Origin of the sequence: Bacteroides celer, from assembly GCF_002632415.2 — a bacterium.
Taxonomy (GTDB): Bacteria; Bacteroidota; Bacteroidia; order Bacteroidales; family Bacteroidaceae; genus Bacteroides.
In genome coordinates, this window is sequence record NZ_CP178209.1 from 5,236,305 (window position 1) to 5,258,222 (window position 21,918).

The following is a 21,918-nucleotide window of genomic DNA, read 5'->3' on the forward strand; positions in this document are numbered from 1 at the left end:
TTTAATTTTTTAAATGCATGAAGCAAGTTAAATTTAGAATTGTTCAAACGATTCTCCCCTTGTTAATAGGGATGTTTTTATCACTGGGCGCTTATGCACAGCAAATCACAGTCAAAGGACATGTGAAAGATGCTATGGGCGAACCCGTGATTGGCGCCAATGTCATTGCCAAGGGTACCACAACGGGTACCATCACTGACTTTGACGGTAACTTCACATTGAATGTTCCTCAAAATTCTATTCTGTCCATTACATTCGTCGGTTACAAAGCAGCAGAAATTAAAGCAGCTCCTTCGGTAATGGTCACACTGGAAGATGACTCTCAAGTATTGGACGCCGTAGTCGTTGTAGGTTACGGAACAGTAAAGAAAAACGACTTGACGGGATCAGTTACTGCCATCAAGCCGGATAAAATCAGCAAAGGAGTAACCACCAGCGCACAGGATATGATAACAGGTAAAATAGCCGGTGTGAATGTAATTTCCAGCGGTACTCCGGGTGGAGGAGCTACGATTCGTATTCGCGGTGGTTCATCATTGAACGCCAAAAACGATCCGTTGATCGTTATCGACGGACTGGCAATGGATAATAGCGGTGTGCAAGGTTTGACTAATCCTTTGGCAATGGTAAACCCGAATGACATCGAAACTTTCACTGTTTTGAAAGATGCTTCGGCCACCGCCATCTATGGTTCACGTGCTTCTAATGGTGTGATTATCATCACTACAAAGAAAGGGAAAGCAGGCAGCAAACCACAGGTGAACTATGAAGGTAACGTTTCCGCCGGTATACTGCAAAAGACAATAGACGTAATGGATGCCAATGAATTCAAAGGATACGTATCCAAACTTTATGGTGAAGGAAATGCTCCAAGCCCCTTCGGTGAAGCAAACACTGACTGGCAGAAAGAAATTTTCCAGACAGCCGTTAGTACAGACCATAACGTGACTGTAAGCGGTGGTTTGAAAAATATGCCTTATCGTGTTTCTTTCGGTTACACCAATCAGAATGGGATCCTGATGACATCTAATTTCGAGCGTTATACCGCCTCCGTCAATCTGGCACCCTCTTTCTTTAAAGATCACCTGAAGTTCAATATCAATGCTAAAATGATGTGGGCCAACCAACGTTATGCTGACGACGGGGCTATCGGCGCAGCTTTGACCATGGACCCGACCCAACCTGTATATGACTCTTCGGACATGTACAAAAACTTCGGTGGATTCTACCAACCGACCAGTGACGGTAGTTCATATAACGATCCGGAATGGCCGCTTACACTGGAAAGTAATTCAACCGCCAACCCTGTTTCCCTACTGAAACTAAAGAAACATACTTCCAGAAACACCAGTTTTATCAGCAATGTAGAAGTAGACTATAAATTCCACTTCCTCCCTGACCTGCATATCCATGCTAACGTAGGCGGTGACTACTCGGAAGGTAAGGAAAAGAATGTAAATTCACCTTATGCCCCGGGCTCTTATTACTATGGTTGGAACGGGACTGACTACGGCTACAAATATAACCTGTCGGTGAATGCCTATGCACAATATTCCAAAGAAATCGGGGATCATTATGTCGACGTAATGCTGGGTGGTGAAGAGCAACATTTCCACTATACCGGATATAAAGTCGGACAAGGAACAAATCCGTTAACAGGCGAAGCCTACAATCCGAATCTGCGCTCACAAACAGCCTGGGGACATCACAGTACATTAGTTTCTTATTTTGCCCGCGTAAATTATACATTACTTAGCCGTTATTTGCTGACAGCCACTTTCCGCCAGGACGGTTCTTCCCGTTTCTCTAAAGACAACCGTTGGAGTAGCTTCCCTTCTGTTGCTTTGGGATGGAAACTGAAAGAAGAAAATTTCCTGAAAAACGTAGAAGTATTGTCAGATCTGAAACTCCGCCTCGGATGGGGTATCACGGGTCAGCAGAACTTAGGCGACGATTATGATTTCCCTTATATGGCACTGTACCGCGTCAACGCAGCCGGAGGTTATTATCCTTTCGGGGATACCTATTATGGCACTATGCGTCCTAAAGCTTATAACGAAGACCTGAAATGGGAAGAGACAACGACTTATAACGCAGGTTTCGACTTTGCTTTCCTGAACGGACGTATCTCCGGCTCGATGGATTACTATTACCGGAAAACCGACGATTTAATCAATACCGTAAAGATTGCGGCGGGGACTAACTTTAATACCCAACTGATCAGCAACATCGGTTCATTAAAAAATACGGGGCTTGAATTCACCATCAATGCCAAACCTATTGTAACCAAAGATTTTGTCTGGGACTTGGGATATAACATCACTTGGAACAAAAATGAAATCACTAAACTGACCGGAGGAGATGATTCTAATTACTATGTAGAAACCGGAGGTGTATCTACTGGTATTAGCGGCGCAACCTGCCAGGTACAGAAAGTAGGTTATCCGATGAACTCATTCTTCGTTTACCAACAAGTGTATGATAAGGATGGAAAACCGATTGAAAACATGTTCGTAGACCGTAACGGAGATGGTGTCATCAACGCTTCGGACAAATATATCTATAAAAAACCTGCCGCTGACGTATTGATGGGACTGACTTCCAAATTCACTTATAAAAATTGGGATTTAAGCTTTGCCCTCCGTGCCAGCCTGAATAACTATGTGTACAATGACGTACTGGCCAGTAAATCCAGTGTCGGCAAGGGAGGAATCTTTAATCATGGCTACTATTCCAATCGCCCGACAGCTGCCGTGAATCTGGGATTTGAAGGAAAGGGAGACTATTATCTGTCCGATCGTTTCGTTGAGAATGCTTCATTCTTGCGTTGTGATAATATAACAGTAGGTTATAGCTTCAAAAATTTACTGAAGTCACAGGCTTATAAAGGTATCAACGGTCGTATTTACGGTACTGTACAGAATCCGTTTGTTATCACCAAGTACACAGGACTCGATCCTGAATCGGTTATCAGTTCAGGAAATGATGCCGGAGTAGCAGGTATTGACAGGAACATTTATCCTCATCCGATCACTATCCTGTTCGGGCTAAGTCTTCAGTTCTAAGATTGTAATTTATTAAAAAGTAGACTATTATGAAGTTCAAATATATAAAATCAATAGTTTCAGCAGCGTTGTTCCTTAGCCTGACCACCGGAATGACCTCCTGTATCAATGACCTGGATATATCTCCAATCGATCCTCAGATGACTGCCACCTTCGACCAAGATATGTACTTTACCAAACTATACGCTTCACTGGGACTTACCGGACAAAAATTGAGCGAAGATCCGGATATCGCAGTAAAGGACGAAGGTCAATCCTGTTTCTATCGCGCTCTTTTCACTAACAATGAATATGGCACTGATGAGATGATATGGACCTGGCAAGAAAATGCCGGTATTCCCGAACTAACCTATATGCGTTGGAACTCCTCTCATCAGCAGACAGAAATATTATATAATCGTTTAGCATATAATATCACACTCTGCAATTTCTTCCTGGATCAGATCGCCGGAAAAGAGGATGCTACCTCCGTTCAGCAACGTGCCGAAGCCCGTTTTCTCCGTTCCTTATTTTACTATTACCTGATGGACACCTTCGGAAAAGCTCCTTTCACCGAACACTTCTCCAAAGAGAATCCTCCTCAAAAGACGGCCTCCGAACTGTTCGCTTATATTGAAAGCGAACTGGAAAGCATCGAAAATGATATGAGCGAACCGCGTCAAGCTCCTTTCGGACGTGCCGACAAAGCTGCTTGCTGGTTGCTGCGTGCCCGTTTGTATCTCAATGCCGAAGTATACACCGGACAACCGCGTTGGAATGATGCTATCACCTATGCCGGCAAAGTGCTCGATCCCTCCAATGGATACGGATTGTGTGGAAATTACGAACAACTTTTTATGGCAGACAATGATGAAAATCCTGATGCTAAAAAAGAAATCATCCTTTCTATCCGTCAGGATGGTGTACAAGCGAAGAGTTACGGAGGAAGTTACTTCCTGATTGCTGCAACGCAAAAGAGCGACATGCCGAATCGCGGGACAAATGACCCCTGGGAATGTATCCGTACACGCAAAGCACTGGTTGACAAGTTCTTCGCAAACAGTGAGGATATTCCTTTCACCGAATATACCGATAATAAATGGCAGAATGTGAGAGATGTGCAGGCTGCTGCAAAAGATGAACGCGCCTTGTTCTATACAACCGGTCGCAAAGCCGAACTGGAAAGTGTAGGTAAATTCACCGACGGACTTTCATTTATGAAATGGAGTAATCTGCGCTCGGACGGACAACCCGCTCACGATGCTAAAATTCCTGATACGGACATTCCGTTCTTCCGTTTGGCCGAAGCTTATCTGATTCGCGCGGAAGCCTATTTGAGAGCAGGCGACGCAAATGCACAACAAAATGCCTGGTTGGATATCAAAGCCCTCAGAGACCGTGCCAAAGCAACAGAAATACCCTCTGCCAATAACCTGACATTAGATTATATTCTGGATGAACGTGCCCGCGAATTGTATCTGGAAGGATTCAGACGCACAGATTTGATCCGTTATGGCTATTTCACCTCAAGCACCTACCTCTGGGATTGGAAAGGCGGTTCCTTTGAAGGAAACGGTGTGAGTTCGATCTATAATCTCTATCCGATACCGAAAACAGAAACGCTGACGAATACAAATATGACTCAGAATCCGGGATATTGATAGAACCTTTATTCACGTTTTAAAGACTGAAAACAATGAAAAACCTATATAAACTATTTACATTGACAATGGGGCTACTAGCTCTGTCCGCCTGTGAAGCAGACCGTGACAGCAACCCTGTGTTGAACGAACCGGATACGTTCGTACTGAATGTGCCAGCTTTTGCTTCCAACAACGTGTACGACCTTAAAAACTCCGAATCATTGGAATTGACCTGTACACAACCGGATTACGGGATTCCGATGGCAACCACTTATTCAGTACAAATTTCACTGGAAGAAAATTTCGTTGACGCTCATGCAGAGACAAATACGGAAGCTAATTATATAACTTTGGGTACTACCCATTCTTCTGCCAAAATGGAAGTAAAAGCTTTAGAATTTGCATTGGCACTGGGAGACTTGTGGAGTGCATCTTCCGATGAAGAATTTCCGATCACTCCCATACCCGTTTATGTACGCCTGAAAGCGGAACTGACCAATAGCGGTCGTGGCATCGCTTTTTCGAATGTAATTGCACTTCCCAAAGTATTGGGATATAAAGCGGTACCGCCTCTCGAATTACCTTCCAGTATATTTATCAATGGCTCGATGGCAGGTAGCAGTTGGAGCAATTGGGTGCCGTTGGCAGCAGTGAACGGAATGTCCAAGTTCTTCGGTTTATTCTATTTCGGAGGCACTGATATGTTCAAGTTCGGTACTAAAGAAGGAGAATACATCGGATTCAACGATCCACGTCTGACAATAACCTCGGATGCATTCACCGGATCGGATGATGGATTTGGCGGACAAAATATCAGCGTTAATGTCACAGGCTGGTATACAGTGGTCATGTCTGTAAGCATCAAAGGGACTGATTATGCCTTTACACTGGATATTGCTCCGGGCGAAGTTTATCTGATAGGCAATGCTATAGGAGATTGGACATTCGGCGATAAAGGTAAATTCCAGGCACCAACAACAGCAGATGCCGACTTTGTTTCACCGGTATGCACCGGAGGCGGAGAATTGCGTATGTCCGTCAAAGTTCCGGGAGAAGACTGGTGGCGTACGGAGTTCGCTATTCCTAATGGAAAGATCGTGTTCCGTGAAAACAAAAGTGTGATTGACAGTTGGTCGGAAATAGGTCCTGAATATGCGATAAACGTTAAGGCAGGGCAGAAAATAAATCTGAACTTTGTTCAGATGACCGGTTCCGTTACTCAATAATCGTTAACTTTAATAATTGAATATCATGAAAAGATTATCATATATGGCGTGTCTGTTGCTTGCTTCGGCAGCTTTCACCGCTTGCGATGAAGATTTTAAGGACTGGGCTGATCCCCAGTCCAATCCTCAGGAAGAAGCTATAACCGCAATGGTAGATATAACTCCGGTTGCCAGTATGAAACTTGAAGAACAGCCGGGCGATTCTGTGGTAATCGCCTCTGTTTCTTCGATTGCAGAAAACTTCTCACTCACAGCTTGTAATATAGAATTAGTTGCCGAAGGGCAGATATTAAATCTACCGTCAAAAGTAAAAGATGGGAATATAAAAGTCAGGTTGACAGAACTTGACCAAAAAGTGGCAAGTTTGTATAAGTCACAAAAATCTGTAGAGCGCGAAGTCACTTTAAAACTCACACCGATGGTCACGACAACCAATGGTGAAGCAACTTCACTGACTGATTATCCGGAAATGAAATCAGTGTTCACACCTGTTGCAACTCCGGCTGTAGATACGGAGTATTATATGGTAGGTGGGCTAAACGGCTGGCAGATGGACAAAGCGACAGCTACGAAGTTCGAAGCAGACCAAGATAATCAGTATCTCTTTTCGGTAGTCGTCGAGCCGGAAGAGAAGTTTGATTTCAAGATTGTCCCGGGAAGTGCGATAGAAGCTCCGGATGCCTGGCAAAGAGCCTTGGGTGCTTCCAAAGTAATAGAAGATCCGGATCCGGGATTATTGGCTTTCAGGGATAAAGAAGGAACCGACCCGGATAATCTCACCTGCACCGGCGGAAAGAAAATGAAAATTACGATTAATGTAGAAGATTATACATACACAATCAAGGAGGATTTGCCTGAACACATGTACATCAATGGATTTCCGTACAGTGCAGGATGGGATTGGGCAGTAGCTCCTGAAATGGTTCCTGTGACACAAACTCCCGGAATGTTCTGGAGTATACAATATTACACAGCGGGAGATCAAATCAAATTTGCTCCGGCTAGAAATTGGGAAGGTGGCTTCGGCTACAACGAAGATTTCTTATCTCCGGAAACAATAGAATTTGCCGGATTAACTCTTTCCGGAACTGACAATATTAGCATTGGTAAATCCGGATGGTATCTGGTAGTTGTCACAGTAACTGCAGAAGGAAAAACAATTTCATTCCGTTTGCCGGAAGTTTACCTGTTGGGAGGCGTGATTAACAATTCGTGGAATTGCGATGGAACGACCTTGTTCAGGATTCCGACCGATAAAACAAGCGACTTCATATCACCGGCAGCAACCGTTACAGGCATGGCACGTATTTCTACTACGGCTGTAGATGCCGGAGGCTGGTGGAAGAGCGAATTTACACTTGATCTGGCTAATGAAGGCGATGGTACTATCGTTTATCGTGAGAATAAGAACGTATCGGATAATCTAAGCGAACTTGGCTACGAATGTAATGTAAAAGCCGGTCAGAAAGTCCATATTAACTTTACGACAGGCAAAGGTAAAGTCGAATAACTATCAGACACTCTTAAACAGCGCAACGAGTAGAATCAATTACGATCATATCTCAAGTCTCCCTCTTCGGGAAAGAGGAGATTTGAGATATGATCGAAATCTGACACACTCAAAGCTAAATATAGTACCACTACATTGGAAGAAGAATTCTAAAATAAGGCTTATGAAAGACTTTAAATATATTTGGCTCCTTTTATTGCTGATACTCAACAGCTTTGGAGCTTGTTCAGATGATGATCCGTTGATGCCGGGCGAGCGTCCTTCGTCCGGAACTGATCCTGCCCCGGAAGAACAAGTTCTCCACGACGGATTCAATTTTGATCCAGTTATTCCTAAAGCGGATGAACCACTGACTATCACCTTCAAAGCACCCGAAGGAAGTAACTTCTATGGTTACGCTGACGACTTGTACTTACACTCCGGAACAGGAGCAAACTGGACAGGTGCACCTACATGGGGAGATAATCAGAATAAATACAGACTGAAAAAGGCAAAGGACAATGTGTGGAGTATCACCCTTTCCTCATCTATCCGCCATTTCTATTCTGTTGCTCCATCTACTCCCTTACAGACCATTAACCTGATTGTACGTAATGCGGAAGGCAGTCAGCAAACCTACGATTACGCAACTTTAGTAGAAGATAGTCAAAACGGATTTATCTGGGAAGAACCGCAAAAAGCCCCTCTCCCCGTATCCGGAGAAGAGAAAGAGGGTATTCATATTCATTCGGCCACTTCGATAACGCTTGTATTATATGATAAAGACAGTCAGGGCGGTCATAAAGATTGTGTATTTGTAACAGGTAATTTCAACAAATGGAAACTGGATAGTCGCTACATGATGAAATATGACGAAACAAACCATTGCTGGTGGATCACTCTGGAGGGATTGACTGCCGGTGAAACACAGTTCCAGTACTTTGTGTACAGTGCTTCGGATGGCGGTACTTACTTGTGCGATCCTTATTGTGAGCAAGCATTGGAAAAGGGAGTGGATACCAACTTTCCCACCGACGCACAAGCACCTTACGTATCAGTCGTAAGCACAAACCCACAACCCTATCAATGGAGTGCCGGAGAATTTGAGATGAAGAATAAAGAAAATCCGGTTATCTATGAGCTCTTGTTGCGGGATTTTACTTCCAGTGGAAATCTGGCAGGAGCAATGGAAAAGCTGCCTTACTTAAAAGAACTGGGAATAGATGCTATCGAACTGATGCCTGTACAAGAATTTGCAGGTAATGACAGTTGGGGATACAACACCGGACTATACTTTGCACTGGATGCCTCGTATGGAACTCAAAATGAATATAAAGCTTTTATTGACGCCTGCCATCAGAATGGAATCGCCGTTATTTTCGATGTAGTCTACAACCATACGAACAATGATAATCCGTTTGCCCGTATGTACTGGGATACGTTTAATAACCGCCCTTCCACTAAGAATCCATGGCTGAATACTGTAACACCGCATCAGAAGTATGTTTTTTCACCGGATGATTTCAATCACACTTCAGAACAAACAAAAGCTTTTGTCAAACGCAACCTGAAATATCTGTTAGATACTTACCACATCGACGGTTTCCGTTTCGATTTCACCAAAGGTTTCACACAGAAACAGACAACAGGTGATGATGATTTGGCGGCAACCGACCCTGCTCGTGTATCAGTACTGAAAGAATACTACGAAGCCGTAAAAGCTGTCAAAGAAGATGCAATGGTTATCATGGAACATTTCTGTGCAAATGAAGAAACAACTTTAGCCACAGAAGGAATTCATTTTTGGAGGAATATGAACCATTCTTATTGTCAGTCGGCTATGGGCTGGAAAGATAATAGTGATTTCTCCGGATTATATGACACCACCCGTCCGAATCAATTTGTGGGCTATATGGAAAGTCATGACGAAGAGCGGTGTGCCTATAAACAGATTGAATACGGAAATGGAGCCTTAAAAACCAACCTGTCCGAACGGCTCAAACAGTTATCATCCAACGCCGCATTCTTCTTTACGGTTCCAGGTCCGAAAATGCTTTGGCAATTCGGCGAAATGGGGTATGATATTTCAATAGACGAAAATGGACGTACCGGAAAGAAACCAGTCCTTTGGGAATATCAGACAGAGCGTAAAAGCTTGGTAGATATTTATACAAAACTAATCACTCTACGGACAACACACTCCGATTTATTCAACGCTTCTTCTCAATTTACCTGGAAAGTCAGTTATAATGATTGGGATAATGGACGTACACTGACATTGAAAGCTGTGAATGGGAAACAACTTCATGTGTATGCGAATTTCACCAATGCATCTATCGATTATACTATTCCTGAAGGTACATGGTATCTATATCTGGAAAATGGGAATCCCGTGGAGGGAGAAAAAAAGATCAGTGTTCCTGCACACGAGTTCCGCTTATACACCAACTTTGCCGAATAACGAGCGGGTGTTTTGAGCAGAAAGGAAGATTTAACTAATAAGCATTGAAGATTCTCTAACGACAAAGGCACAAAGATGGCAGGTTATTTTTCTGCTACTTCTTTGTGCCCTTGTTTTATATTTTGTTCCGTATTATGCCTGACCTTTTATTTTGTTGAAACATAATTAGACCTGTGTCTCTCCCTCGATATACTCTTCCAAAAAGAGATTCTCTCCGTCAAACACGGCATAAGAGAAGAAGTTAATCCAGTCTCCCAAAATCAACACACGGGAGGTGGCGCTCAACATCAAATCCAGTTCAATGTGACGATGTCCGTAAATAAAGAAGTTGATATTGGGATGGCTTTTCAAGTAGTCTTTGGTATATAGTACCAAGTGTTCCTTGTTTTCTCCCATATAATCCGGTTCCTTTCCGTCCGCCCGTTTTTGTCGGCTGTGCTTAGCCCATGTTAAACCCAATTCAACACTCCAGCGGGGATGAATAGCAGAAAACATCGTTTGCAAAGTTTTGCTGTGGAACATCGAACGAAGTAGCTTGAACTTCTTATCCGGATCACCCAAGCCGTCACCATGAGCAAGATAAAACTCCTTTCCGTAGATTTCAGTAGTCAATGGTTCGCGATGCATGATGACACCACACTCTTTGGTGAGATAGTCTCCACACCAGATGTCATGATTACCTATAAAAAAATGCACCTCTACACCCATATCTGTTAGTTCGGAGAGCTTCCCCAAGAAACGGGTGTACCCCTTAGGAACTACCAGCCGGAATTCATACCAGAAGTCGAACATATCTCCCAGTAGATAAATGGCGGAAGCCTTATGCTTTATACTATCGAGGAAGTTCACCAAACGCCGTTCTTGAGTACGCCCGTGCTCAATAGCACGAGAACCAAGATGTGCATCGGAAAGAAAATAAATGTTCTTCATTTAATTACCAGTTACGAGATCTAATAACGAATTACAACTTATAAAATCAGAGCACTGCCTGACATAGAACGATTAAAGAAAACCTAATTCCAATTTAGCTTCTTCACTCATCATGTCTTTGTCCCACTCCGGTTCAAAGACCAGATTAATAGTAGCCGTCGTTACACCTTCCACCGATTCTACTTTCTGACGGATATCTTCCATGATAAAATCAGCCGCTGGACAATTAGGAGCTGTCAGTGTCATGTCCAGCACTGTCTCTCCATTATCGGCAACATCTATCTTATAAATCAGTCCAAGATCGTATACGTTCACCGGAATCTCCGGGTCGTACACCGTTTTCAGCATGGCTACAATCTTTTCTTCTATTTCTATTTTTTCCATAACGTCTTCAATTAATTGTGTATCGCAAAGATAGAGATAAAAAATGAAACATAAAAAATTAGGCACGGAATGAGTGTCCCCGTGCCTAAAGAATATTACATTTATTCTCTACCACCGGTTCATTAAGAAAACGTACCGGAGTAGTAAATTGTTGCAATGAGTCGTCTTAATCCAATTTCTCACCGAAATCTGTCTGTTGTTGCTCCACTTCTTTCAGTTTTAATTCATTCAGTTCACGACGGAGGCGTTCCAACTCCAGTTCAGCATCATTCTTCTTGTCCATGGAGAACGATTCGGATGGCTTAAGCAACGCTTCTTCTTTCTTATCAAATATCAATGGATACATTGGAGCGGAAGATGTTAGTTCCAGTTCACCGCTTACGGGCATCTGTGATCCCTCAAACAAAACACTGGCTCTTACCTTAATCTTTCCGGGAGTCGTGGTCGACTGGATCAATACGGGAGCACTGCCCCATTTCACCGGAGCAGGATTTGCCAATACATTAGCTCCGCCCAAAATACGTCCCTCTCCTTCTACAAAGAATTTGATATAATAATTATTCAAACGCTTTACATTTCCATTCTTATCTGTGATTTCTGCCACAACAGTAACAAAATCAGATCCATCAGCACGCAGTCCGATTCCTTCGTTGTCTACTCTCAAACGAATCTGTTCTGCACGGCGGGCTGGCATTACTTTATGTGTAGCCACCACCTTACCATCCATCAGTCCCTCTGCCAGGAAATAGACGTCCGCATCATGCTTTTCACGAGTCATCTTCTTATCAACCATAAAGTCAAATACCCCGGGGAAAGTTATTACCGGAGAAGGCATTCCTTTTCGCGTCTTGTCTTTTTTATAGATATAAGTTTGCCCCTCTTTATTCACAGTCAAACGAACTTCATCGCAGTTGGAATACACCGTTACATCTCTGCTTGAGAACGGTGTCATCTCGTGAGCGATATAAACCATCGGTCCGCTTTCTGCCAAACTCTCGGAAACGACAGCCGGACGTTGCGCCTTAAACATATAATAAGAATACTTAGGCTGACGGAATACATCCATCAATCCACCATAGAACGGGTCCGGATGATATCCCCGCTGATGATCGAACGAATGCCACAAGCATCCGCCCACATGCCAGGGAGACTCTTTATACAAACCATCATAGCAAATGTAATTATAATAAGGAGAAGCGTAATGAGCAGCCTGTATAAGCATGGGCTGTTCTCCCCAGTTACGGGCTGTGCGACTTGGAGAATTGTGCGAACTCCAATCATCGACATTATCTCCCCACTCGCGTGTAAAGTAAGTAATTTTAGGATCACGTTTTGAAAGATCCATCGGATGGGCAAACTGCACCGGAAAATATTGCGAGCCTTTGGCTTGCACATCACAACCGGAATAGCAGGATGGATAAGGATATTCCTCATCAACAATCCCTTTCACACACCCGGCAAAATCTTCCGGATACCATGTCTCATTCAAGATCGGTTCCCACAGCCATACACAAGGATGATTACGGTCACGGCGAACCATATTACGTATATCATTATAAACCCGTTTGGCAAAAATGGGTTCGTCATTCCAGAATTGCCATCCCGGAGTATTCACGATAACAAACAGGCCAAGTTCATCACAAGCATCCATAAAAGCTGGGTCTTGCGGACAATGTGCATTACGGATTACTTCCAGCCCCAAATCTTTCAGTTTCTTGGCATCACGCCAGTGAATACTATTGGCAACCGCATTTCCTACAACTGCAAAATCCTGATGCCGATTAGCTCCCATCAAAGGTTTACCATAAGGTTTTCCATTCAGCCAGAAGCCATCTTTTCCCTTAAATTCGATACTACGGATACCGACGCGACGACGATAACCGTCTACTACATTTCCATTCTTATCATAAATACGCACACACAGATTATACAGATAAGGTGATTCAGGAGTCCATAAATGCGGCTGCTCCACTTTCATCTTTCCATTATGACTTGTCGCAGTCCCTTTACGGATATTCAGTTTCACATCTGACGATGCCACTTCTTTTCCTTCACGGTCTACTAAAGAATAGGAAATTTTTCCTGCAAAGCCCTGTTTGTCTTCATTACGTATATGCGCTTTCAAGAGAATATCTGCCGATTGCTCCGATACACGATCAGTGGTAATAAACAGTCCGCCTCCTGCTATTTTGTTCTCGTAATTCGGATCCGTGATAAACACATAATTATGTGCAATCAGCCAGCAATCCCGATAAATGCCTCCCAAGTAGGCGTAATCTAACACATCTTGTGGTTTTCCAGGCGCATAGGTCGGATCGTCGCTATTATCAGCCCACACCGCAATCACGTTGTCCTCTCTCCACTTCAATGCATCAGTCACATCTACCGATACGGGAAGATAGCCTCCAAAGTGCTCTGCCAATAATTTACCGTTTACATAAATCTTACTTTTACCCATAATGGCTTCAAAGTGCAGAAACAGTTTCTTCCCTTTCAATGCTTCGGATGGAGTAAAGTGTTTACGATACCATACTTCCCCCTGATAATTGATGCAACCACTAGCCTCAGTAGGAAGATACTCGATACCATTAGGTAAAGACACCACCTGCCAGGCTTTGTCGTTAAATTCTTTTGCTTCGGCACCCACCGCACTTCCTTTATAAAAGCGCCAGGCAGGATTCATCGAGTACACATCACGCCCGGTATCCGGTAACCGGAAGAAACCGGCTGTTGAAAATTCCGGCTCATGGGCATAACCCATAAAAAACAGAGATAAAAGCAGTAAGCTAACAAAGATTCGTCTCATATAAAGTTTTATTTTATAATGAATGTCATGTTGTCTGTCGCAATCAACCCAAAGATGTCTTCGACATACAAAGATAGTATATTCCAGATACGAATCCCCCTATTTGTCCTCTTCATATACAAAACAAGGATAAATAAGGGGATTCAAACTAATACCTGTCAGTTATTATTCATCCGGTTGAATGAGTAAAGGTACACTGGCACTATCGGTTCCTGTATTTTCAACATACTTGTAACCAGAGCCAGCCACCGCTTGATTCATGGATACTATTTTATCAATAAGGGCAGCAGCATCGCTTACCTTAGTTGAAGTTGGTAAGTTTCCACCCGGATTCGAAACTCCGTCGGACATAAAATAACATTCGTTTGCTGTCACTGATCCCGTTGATATTCCACAAATGGTAACAGAAGCAGTGCCAGAAAGCACAGAAGTTGAATAACATCCTGTCAAAGTTCCACCATTTTTCACCAAACCACCAATATTTCCGGACGCTTTGGCCACTATTTCACCAGCAGCAAACGAAGCGGTTACAGGTCCTTCGTTTCCTCCCACCAGACCACCGGCATTCACAGCTGTAAATGCAGTGATAGTCATCAAAGAATAACAACCAGTTATGGTTCCCTGAACATTCCAACCCACAAGTCCTCCGATGGCACCTTCACCATTACCTCTATATACAAAGGATACCTCCTTGTCAATCGAAGAACCTTGTATTTGTGCCTTAGACCACCATCCGTTCACACCGGCCAATCCACCGGCATTTACTTTACCACCGGCAACAGTCAGTACCACATTGCCTTTTACCTTACAATCCTTTATCATTGACGCACCAGTCTGATTATGTCCGGTAATAGCCCCCAACTTAGCATCTGCTCCATTGACAGTCAACGCTCCTCCATCAATAACGCAATTCTGAATCGTTCCAGTATTTATTGCTGCAAATGCTCCAGCTGCGCCTGACACTTGTTTCACTGTTACATCTTTAAGGGTTAAATTTTTAATGATACCATTATTAGTTATAAACAAACCGGTATCGTTTCCTGTTGCTTCAATTGTAAGACCGGAAATAGTCTTGCCATTGCCGTCCAATGTACCTTTAAACTCCGTAACCGGTACCCATGCCTCTTTAGTCGACATATCAAGATCAGCATCTAATGTAATTACCGTAGCAGCATTCGTCATAACAGTAGGTTCACTTGCCAAATTTATCAACCCGTCTTCTTTCTTGACTAAATACTTACCCGCTTCAGTCTCCTCATATCCCAAGTCTGCCACCAGCATAAATGATATACCATATCGCTTTCCAGCCACATATTTATATTCATCTCCTGCTACCACCGATTCGGCATTATAAAGTTCACTGATCTTTCCTTTTTTCTCTATTGTTTCCGTAGAGGAAGAATCTCCCACTTTTTCTATCGTAGCAGTAAAGGTTAATTCTGTATCCTTTGTCATGTCTGCCATCGGGAAGAAACTCAAATAACCGTATGCAACTTCATTCTTTGCCATTTCCAAACTTGTCATAGACAAAGTCAGACTATTACTTTTATCACCATACGTTTTCTCTTCTCTCGAAACTGTCAACGTTTTTGGGAAAATAGCAGCATCAGCCGAAACAACCACCTTTGTCACTTTATAGGCATCCGGTCTTCGATTGGTGAATTTAAACTGATAAAGAGCTGTCAAATGTTCAAACTTAAGATTGGTGACGGTAGTCCCATTCACCGTGCCTTTAGCAAGCATGTGCATCGTATTCTGCAGCTCTGCTTTTTGGGCACTTTGCGTAGCATCTCCCAACGTAAAAGTGAAAACATTCCCTGGAGTCGGAGCATCTTTTTTCGGATAGATTCCCCAAACAGTAGCTCCCTCTTCAAAGTTACCATTCCCTGTGAATTCCACATTTCCCGACGGTTCACTCTCATCATAATTTATGGTTGTGAAATCATAGCCATTTGTTCCATTCCAAAGTGTAACCTTATCATCGGCATTCCACATAAAGGAACTACCGTCATCTTGTACGTTGGCACGTGTAGATGATTCTCTGTCCGTATTTTCATACCCCCGGATAGAAGCAACAGCCACATAAGTCTGTGATTCTCCCCGTTGCAATTCATCCCCACCTTCAATGAAAACATCTTCTTTACAAGAGCTTAGGGTGGCTGCACTTAGCAGCCCGATTCCTAATAAAGAATAGATTTTATTCATGATTTATTTTTTTCTGTTATCAGTTATTTAAATATCACCACCATCTCCAAAATCTGATCCACCGAAGCCAGGTTCTTTCACAGCCCCCTGTAGAATCAACGGACAGTATATATTAGTTCCGGCATCCTCATTCACTTTAAAGCTAAAACCAAATTCAGGATCCTTGGCTTCTATTGCCAGATTCATCTGACGCTTCTTATCCTTGAGCTGAGTGGCTGTTACCTTACTAATTCCATTTGCCGATCCGCTTCCTACAGGATTAGTCACCGTTTCGCCTACGAAATAACACTGGTTGATTCCTGTTGAATTCGAAGCGACGAAAGCTCCCAATTTATTACTTCCGGCATTATTAGTCACATTTATCTGCGTGGTCGAGTAGCAAGCCGTCACAGTAGCATCAGCATTATTAATGGTATTCTGTGCAATGAAACCGCCAGTATTATTATGGATAGTTCCACTAATTGAACCGGCTACATAACAGGCCAGAACCGTACCGTTACTATTAGCCCCTATAAGTCCTCCTACTTGTCCGGAACAAGAAACCTCAAGTTTGGCTAATGAGTAACAACCTTTGACTTTACCGGAGTTGTTCCAGCCAACAAGTCCGCCGACACAGGATGCACCACTAGAGTTACTAGGATGCTTGATTGTTACATCTGCACCGACATACGAATTTATAATAAGAGCCGTTCCATTAAAATGCTCACCAACCAAGCCACCATAATTAGAATTACCAGCACCACTCAAATTAAGGTTAATAGTTCCACTGATAACTTGACAACCTTCTATTCTTCCTTCGGAGTTTCGACCGATCAAACCACCAAAAACTACCGGTTTTATAACGGTTGCAGTCACTCCCTTGACTGTACAATTCTGAATGACACTCGTTGAACTTTCGGCAGCCAATGCTCCTGCTCCCTCTGTGATATCAGCAGAGAAACTTACATTTTCCAAAGTCAAATTCCGGATAGTTCCCGTATTGGTAGCAATAAAACCTTTATTAGCTATTTGCAAATTGCGGATGGTAACACCATTACCTTCAAATACACCTCCAAACGCACTAATAGGTTCCCAAAGTTCATTACCCATATCAATCACTTTTATTCCATCCCCTGCCGGTTCATCGATATATTCTTTTTCTAAAGTAACAGTTGCCTTACGGTATTCATCCGCAATTTTATTCCATCCGAATAATCCAGTCTTATTATAGATATGAATATTTCCATCATCATCGATCATATAGCCCTCATCAGGAATTCTGAAACGATAATCTACCTCAAAATCCATTTTATAATGCTTGCCGGCTGCAAACTGATTGGCAGTAGCATCCATATCAAGTCCGATGTTATCCTCCAAATCTTTGACTTTTACTTTTTTCAGCAGGATAATATCCTGTTCCACTTCATTATTCAAAACGCTTACTGTAATATTCAGTTCGGTCGTACTTTTCATCAACCGGGTATCACCATAGGTTGTAGGTAATATATTCAAATACCCGTTTAATGTTTCATTCTGCGCCAATGCTTGTCCACTCATGTCAAGTGTCAGTTTGTTACGCATACCTGAAAGACTCTGTACCACTCCGTCTTCGTCGATCTTCAACTCTGCGGGAAATACATCATCATCACTCTCCAGCGTAATATAGCGAATCTTCAGTTCCCGGTCCGACGTGTTTTTCAAACCAAACTGTATCAATGCAGTCAATGGTGAAAACGTTAATGCAGGAATCTTATTATCAGTCACATCCCCGGTGGCAACCATATAGGTAGTGGCTGCCAGTTCTGCTGTTTTTCCAGTCTGAGTAAATGTCTCCGGCATAGAAAAGGTAGCCAGGTCATTAAATGTTTTTGCTTCTTTCCGTGGAAATACCGCAATCAGCTTATGGCCATTTTCTACAGCAGCTTTTCCTGTGAATTCAGCAGATTTGTCAGGTTGGTTGTCATTATACCCCGGGGTGATAGAGAAATCATAGCCGGCTCCGAAGTTGCGATTCCATAATGTAACAGCATCTCCTTTATTCCATGTATACACTCCATTCTGCAAATTGCTGCGACCCAAAGGGGCGGACTGTTTAATAGAAGCTATAAATGAATAATCAGTCAGATTCTTGTCGGTTTCGTTCCCTTCACCGTTATTTTCATTCACTATCTTGTCCTCTTCGCAAGAGGTTAGTGCCATTGCGCCCAGCAGTGCAACGCTCAATAAGTGATAAACCTTTTTCATAACTATATAAAAGTTTGTTCGATTAAATATCTTTATTTCAACAACCATTAATACATTGGTTTGTTACGCGTTGGAGTACCACTTCCAAAATAGTCGTAGGTTGGCTTCTTATAGAAACGTATCCAGTCGATTTCCATACGTGGCGTATCATTGCTAGACTTACTTTCCTGATAAGAAATATGCTTAAAGTCGTTTGCCCAACTACCATCTTTAGCAGCCTGTTCTGCCGCAGCGTCACCAAGCGCCCATTCATTACATCCGGCAAATGTCAATAGTAAATGTAACCCTTCCGTATTGTATTTGTCCGTAAACGGCCAATGTGTAGACGAGTTCCATGAAGCCGTTCCATTAGCTATTCCGGTATAGCTGCCGTCAGTCCTCATGCGTACATTCTCTTTACCATTAATACCTAAAGCAATCTCGTTATTATCTCTCCATTCCATCCAATAGATATCGAATTCATCCATATCCGATATTATCAACTGTCCTGAAGACGGTTTATACTTATCACCGGATGAAGTGGATATATCATTCCAGTGGAAAGTCTGCCAAGCGCCATTCGGATTCGCATTGGTAGCCGGATTTTCCAGAAGATCAACCTCACCATAGGTAGACCATTGCACACCTCTGATATTTCCTTGGAACCAGACTGCCGAGTTGAAAGAGTGTTTCTTTCCACGCACACGGATTCTAACTTCCACACGAGTGCCCGGCAAAACGCGTACATTGCTGGATTCCCAAGAATCAGCACCCGTAGGCACACCATCAAACTTACTTGCATAGAGGGAGGAAACTCCAAAATCTCTTGTTCCCGTAATTTCCCCTGTCACACTGATTCCCGGATCATACGCACACCACATTTTCAAATATCCATCTTGAGTCATCGTTGCATATTTCTCATTTACAACCGCTTGTACTTTCTGTGTGTTAGCCACATTCTGTGCCGCCATAAAACGTGGAGGACGATTACCATACTGATTGGGGAGTCCGGTACCTTCTGTCAAAGCATCAATCGGATGGAACTCATAAGAATTCAGGAATGTCCATCCTTCAGCAGCTAACGCTTCATTCGGATGCGGATCACCCTCCTTTATCAATAGTGCTGACGCAGCTCTGACCTCATCCCATTTTTCTACAGCCTTTTTATTGCTGGCTGATACAAATATCTGATCCGGATCTGTATAAACCCATTGCTCATTGGTTAACTCGGTGCCCGGAGTCAAACCTGCATCCGTATCAGTAACCTTAATTTCCAACTCGTCCCCATATACCGGATGAATTTCAGAATCGGTAGCAAAAGACATAGACACAGAAGTGAAAGTATTCGGTCCTTTCTCTCCTTTCACCCATATAAGTTCAGATTCAGCTGTTTTATACCCGGCTTTCACCACCAATTCGCTCGGCAGATTCTCATATTTATCCGCATCTTCACCCGCATCAATATGAACGACTACATCTTCCTTAGCTGACGCTCCTACCGTAGCGACCAGAATAAATGAGCCATACTCTTTCACCGTATTGTCCGAATTGTTCTTCAATGACAAGATGGTGTAGTGTTTATCAGATACCACAATCGGACGTTCAGCCGCATTGATCTTGTATCCTCTGACATAAGCGGTGATAGTACCCGATATAGGATATTTAGCCAGATCGTTCTTTACCTTAAATTCGGTAAATCCCTGTTTCTCACCTTTCTTCATAAAAAGATGACCGGCAAAGCCTTCAAAGACATCAGATACAGGGACATCCTTTCCTTCTACATTCTTACCTGCAAAAGTCAGAACAACGTCTATATCTTCTTCGAGTGCCAACTGATTGTCTTGCTGATCTACCTTCACAGTAAAGGTCACATTATCTCCGATAGCAGCACTTTGAGTACTGATTTCGGCCACCAGATTCCGGGCTTCTCCGATAGAGATAACCGTCTCGGTGTCATTACAGCCTGTCATTACAAGGATAAACAGGCAAATTGGTAATAATCTATAGAAATATTTCTTCATAATCTATCCTATTATATCATTATTAATGATTACCATTTCGGGTTTTGTTTCAACTTTTTGTTCAATTCCAATTCTGAAGGAGGGATCGGTAACAGATAATCCCTATCTGCATGGAATTGATATCCGCTTGGCAGAGTCCCGGCCATCGGATGTCGAGTAGACCAAGGGAATTTCACCCTCAGCCTCTCTCGGAACCGTACGTGAAAGTCTCCCTTCATACGGCTCTTCGCATTCAAATCATTTCTTTTGACGTGCATAGGGTACATATCCTACTTGCCAATGATAAAACAGATTGGGTTCTTTCTGAGCTATATAGGCTAACCAATAATGAGCAGATATGACACCTCGACGACGAAGTCTTTTATATTTCGTCTTTGCCCAATAAGCAATAGAGCGATTCAGATGGCACATAACTTTCCAAAATTCTGTTTTACCAAATTTCTCATAATAGTTTATCCATCCTCTTACGACATCATTAATATATGCTGCCACAAATCGTAGACTTCGATTATGGAGACGTTTGAGATTCCATGATTTTATTGTTTCATGTATTCTGCTTACCGATTTCTTGCTTATAGCAGGCAAATAACTTGTGAATAAGACGTTGTTGCGTTTATCTTTTGCCGCTCTTGATCTAAAAGTAAAGCCTAAATAATCAAAAGAAGTACAATGATAGTGTTTTGATGAACGACTGCTCATTTTACAGAATACTATTTTTGTCTTTTCCTCATTAAATTTCAATTTACATTCAGTAAAGCGTTCTCCAAGCCTTTCCTTTATGTATTCAGCTTGAGCCAATGTACTGCAATGACAAACACAATCATCAGCATATCTCTCAAAAGGTATGTGAGGATATTTATAAGACATCCATTTATCAAAGGTATAGTGTAGGAACAGGTTTGCTAAAATTGGACCTATGACTGAACCCTGCGGTACTCCCATGTCCCTCTTTACAATTTCTCCATCACTTCTCTGATAAGGGACAGTCAACCAACGTTTTATATAGAGAAGTATCCATTTTATATTGATATGCTTCTCCACCGCTTTCATTAATAAGCCATGGTCGATTGTATCAAAGAATTTGGATATATCTATATCTAAAACCCATGCATACTTCCAACACCGTCTTTCTGCCTTGGCTATGGCATCATGAGCAGAGCGATGCGGACGATAACCAAATGAATCTTCATGAAAACAGGGTTCGATGAGAGGCTCAATTACATTAACAACAGCCATTTGTGCAATACGGTCTTCAATAGTGGGAATCCCTAAAGGTCTTTTACCACCATTTGATTTCGGTATTTCTACAAGTTTTACTGCTTTAGGCATATAACTGCCGGAGCTCATGCGATTCCATAGACGATAAAGGTTGGAACCTAGGTTTTGCTCATAAGTGGTCATCTCTATACCATCAATGCCTGAACTACCTCTATTAAACTTTACTTTCTTAAAGGCTTCAAAGATTATTCTTTTGTCTATTTGAAATGGTTTTGCTTCTTGCATTGTG

Annotated in this window: 12 protein-coding genes and 1 pseudogene; 5 read left to right on the top strand and 8 right to left on the bottom strand. The window is 42.6% G+C overall.

The window, feature by feature from the left end:
- Positions 1 to 17 precede the first annotated feature (17 nt).
- From CJF29_RS21160 to CJF29_RS21180, 5 genes are all read left to right on the top strand, one after another.
- On the top strand, positions 18 to 3,065 hold the full coding sequence (locus CJF29_RS21160) for a SusC/RagA family TonB-linked outer membrane protein (RefSeq protein WP_074556713.1): 3,048 nt from the start codon (positions 18 to 20) through the stop codon (positions 3,063 to 3,065).
- A gap of 29 nt (positions 3,066 to 3,094) precedes the next feature.
- A complete protein-coding gene (susD, locus tag CJF29_RS21165) occupies positions 3,095 to 4,705 on the top strand; it encodes a starch-binding outer membrane lipoprotein SusD (protein ID WP_074637306.1) in 1,611 nt (536 codons plus the stop codon).
- 35 nt (positions 4,706 to 4,740) lie between these two features.
- Positions 4,741 to 5,913 carry a SusF/SusE family outer membrane protein gene (locus tag CJF29_RS21170; RefSeq protein ID WP_074556712.1) on the top strand — a complete coding sequence of 391 codons (1,173 nt, stop codon included), beginning with the start codon at positions 4,741 to 4,743 and terminating at the stop codon, positions 5,911 to 5,913.
- A gap of 25 nt (positions 5,914 to 5,938) precedes the next feature.
- Positions 5,939 to 7,423 carry a DUF5115 domain-containing protein gene (locus tag CJF29_RS21175; RefSeq protein WP_099146968.1) on the top strand — a complete coding sequence of 495 codons (1,485 nt, stop codon included), beginning with the start codon at positions 5,939 to 5,941 and terminating at the stop codon, positions 7,421 to 7,423.
- A gap of 163 nt (positions 7,424 to 7,586) precedes the next feature.
- Positions 7,587 to 9,863 carry an alpha-amylase family glycosyl hydrolase gene (locus CJF29_RS21180; protein WP_099146969.1) on the top strand — a complete coding sequence of 759 codons (2,277 nt, stop codon included), beginning with the start codon at positions 7,587 to 7,589 and terminating at the stop codon, positions 9,861 to 9,863.
- Positions 9,864 to 10,028: 165 nt separating this feature from the next.
- Here CJF29_RS21180 and CJF29_RS21185 read toward each other — a convergent pair whose 3' ends face one another.
- From CJF29_RS21185 to ltrA, 8 genes and pseudogenes are all read right to left on the bottom strand, one after another.
- Positions 10,029 to 10,793, bottom strand: coding sequence for a UDP-2,3-diacylglucosamine diphosphatase (locus tag CJF29_RS21185; RefSeq protein WP_004299751.1), 765 nt, complete (start codon positions 10,791 to 10,793; stop codon positions 10,029 to 10,031).
- Between the two features lie 72 nt (positions 10,794 to 10,865).
- On the bottom strand, positions 10,866 to 11,177 hold the full coding sequence (locus CJF29_RS21190; protein WP_074556709.1) for a metal-sulfur cluster assembly factor: 312 nt from the start codon (positions 11,175 to 11,177) through the stop codon (positions 10,866 to 10,868).
- A gap of 166 nt (positions 11,178 to 11,343) precedes the next feature.
- Positions 11,344 to 13,983: a glycoside hydrolase family 2 protein gene (locus CJF29_RS21195; protein ID WP_099146970.1), complete on the bottom strand. Its 2,640-nt coding sequence runs from the start codon at positions 13,981 to 13,983 to the stop codon at positions 11,344 to 11,346.
- Positions 13,984 to 14,148: 165 nt separating this feature from the next.
- The gene (locus CJF29_RS21200; protein ID WP_099146971.1) at positions 14,149 to 16,188 is read right to left on the bottom strand and encodes a GLUG motif-containing protein; all 2,040 of its coding nucleotides are present in this window, start codon (positions 16,186 to 16,188) and stop codon (positions 14,149 to 14,151) included.
- 27 nt (positions 16,189 to 16,215) lie between these two features.
- Positions 16,216 to 18,411, bottom strand: a complete 2,196-nt coding sequence (locus CJF29_RS21205; RefSeq protein ID WP_229092025.1) for a peptidase M26 — start codon at positions 18,409 to 18,411, stop codon at positions 16,216 to 16,218.
- A 47-nt stretch (positions 18,412 to 18,458) separates the two neighbouring features.
- On the bottom strand, positions 18,459 to 20,411 hold the full coding sequence (locus CJF29_RS21210; RefSeq protein WP_008649571.1) for a DUF5006 domain-containing protein: 1,953 nt from the start codon (positions 20,409 to 20,411) through the stop codon (positions 18,459 to 18,461).
- A 29-nt stretch (positions 20,412 to 20,440) separates the two neighbouring features.
- Positions 20,441 to 20,560: pseudogene (locus tag CJF29_RS21215) on the bottom strand (RagB/SusD family nutrient uptake outer membrane protein); the annotation flags it as partial.
- Between the two features lie 88 nt (positions 20,561 to 20,648).
- Complete coding sequence (ltrA, locus tag CJF29_RS21220; RefSeq protein ID WP_195359667.1) at positions 20,649 to 21,914, bottom strand: group II intron reverse transcriptase/maturase; 1,266 nt, start codon at positions 21,912 to 21,914, stop codon at positions 20,649 to 20,651.
- Positions 21,915 to 21,918: the final 4 nt, after the last annotated feature.

Excerpts from the sequence above, each read along its gene's own strand:
- CJF29_RS21160 (WP_074556713.1), top strand. The coding sequence starts at position 18 with ATGAAGCAAGTTAAATTTAGAATTGTTCAAACGATTCTCCCCTTGTTA.
- susD (WP_074637306.1), top strand. The coding sequence starts at position 3,095 with ATGAAGTTCAAATATATAAAATCAATAGTTTCAGCAGCGTTGTTCCTT.
- CJF29_RS21170 (WP_074556712.1), top strand. The coding sequence starts at position 4,741 with ATGAAAAACCTATATAAACTATTTACATTGACAATGGGGCTACTAGCT.
- CJF29_RS21175 (WP_099146968.1), top strand. The coding sequence starts at position 5,939 with ATGAAAAGATTATCATATATGGCGTGTCTGTTGCTTGCTTCGGCAGCT.
- CJF29_RS21180 (WP_099146969.1), top strand. The coding sequence starts at position 7,587 with ATGAAAGACTTTAAATATATTTGGCTCCTTTTATTGCTGATACTCAAC.
- CJF29_RS21185 (WP_004299751.1), bottom strand. The coding sequence starts at position 10,793 with ATGAAGAACATTTATTTTCTTTCCGATGCACATCTTGGTTCTCGTGCT.
- CJF29_RS21190 (WP_074556709.1), bottom strand. The coding sequence starts at position 11,177 with ATGGAAAAAATAGAAATAGAAGAAAAGATTGTAGCCATGCTGAAAACG.
- CJF29_RS21195 (WP_099146970.1), bottom strand. The coding sequence starts at position 13,983 with ATGAGACGAATCTTTGTTAGCTTACTGCTTTTATCTCTGTTTTTTATG.
- CJF29_RS21200 (WP_099146971.1), bottom strand. The coding sequence starts at position 16,188 with ATGAATAAAATCTATTCTTTATTAGGAATCGGGCTGCTAAGTGCAGCC.
- CJF29_RS21205 (WP_229092025.1), bottom strand. The coding sequence starts at position 18,411 with ATGAAAAAGGTTTATCACTTATTGAGCGTTGCACTGCTGGGCGCAATG.
- CJF29_RS21210 (WP_008649571.1), bottom strand. The coding sequence starts at position 20,411 with ATGAAGAAATATTTCTATAGATTATTACCAATTTGCCTGTTTATCCTT.
- ltrA (WP_195359667.1), bottom strand. The coding sequence starts at position 21,914 with ATGCAAGAAGCAAAACCATTTCAAATAGACAAAAGAATAATCTTTGAA.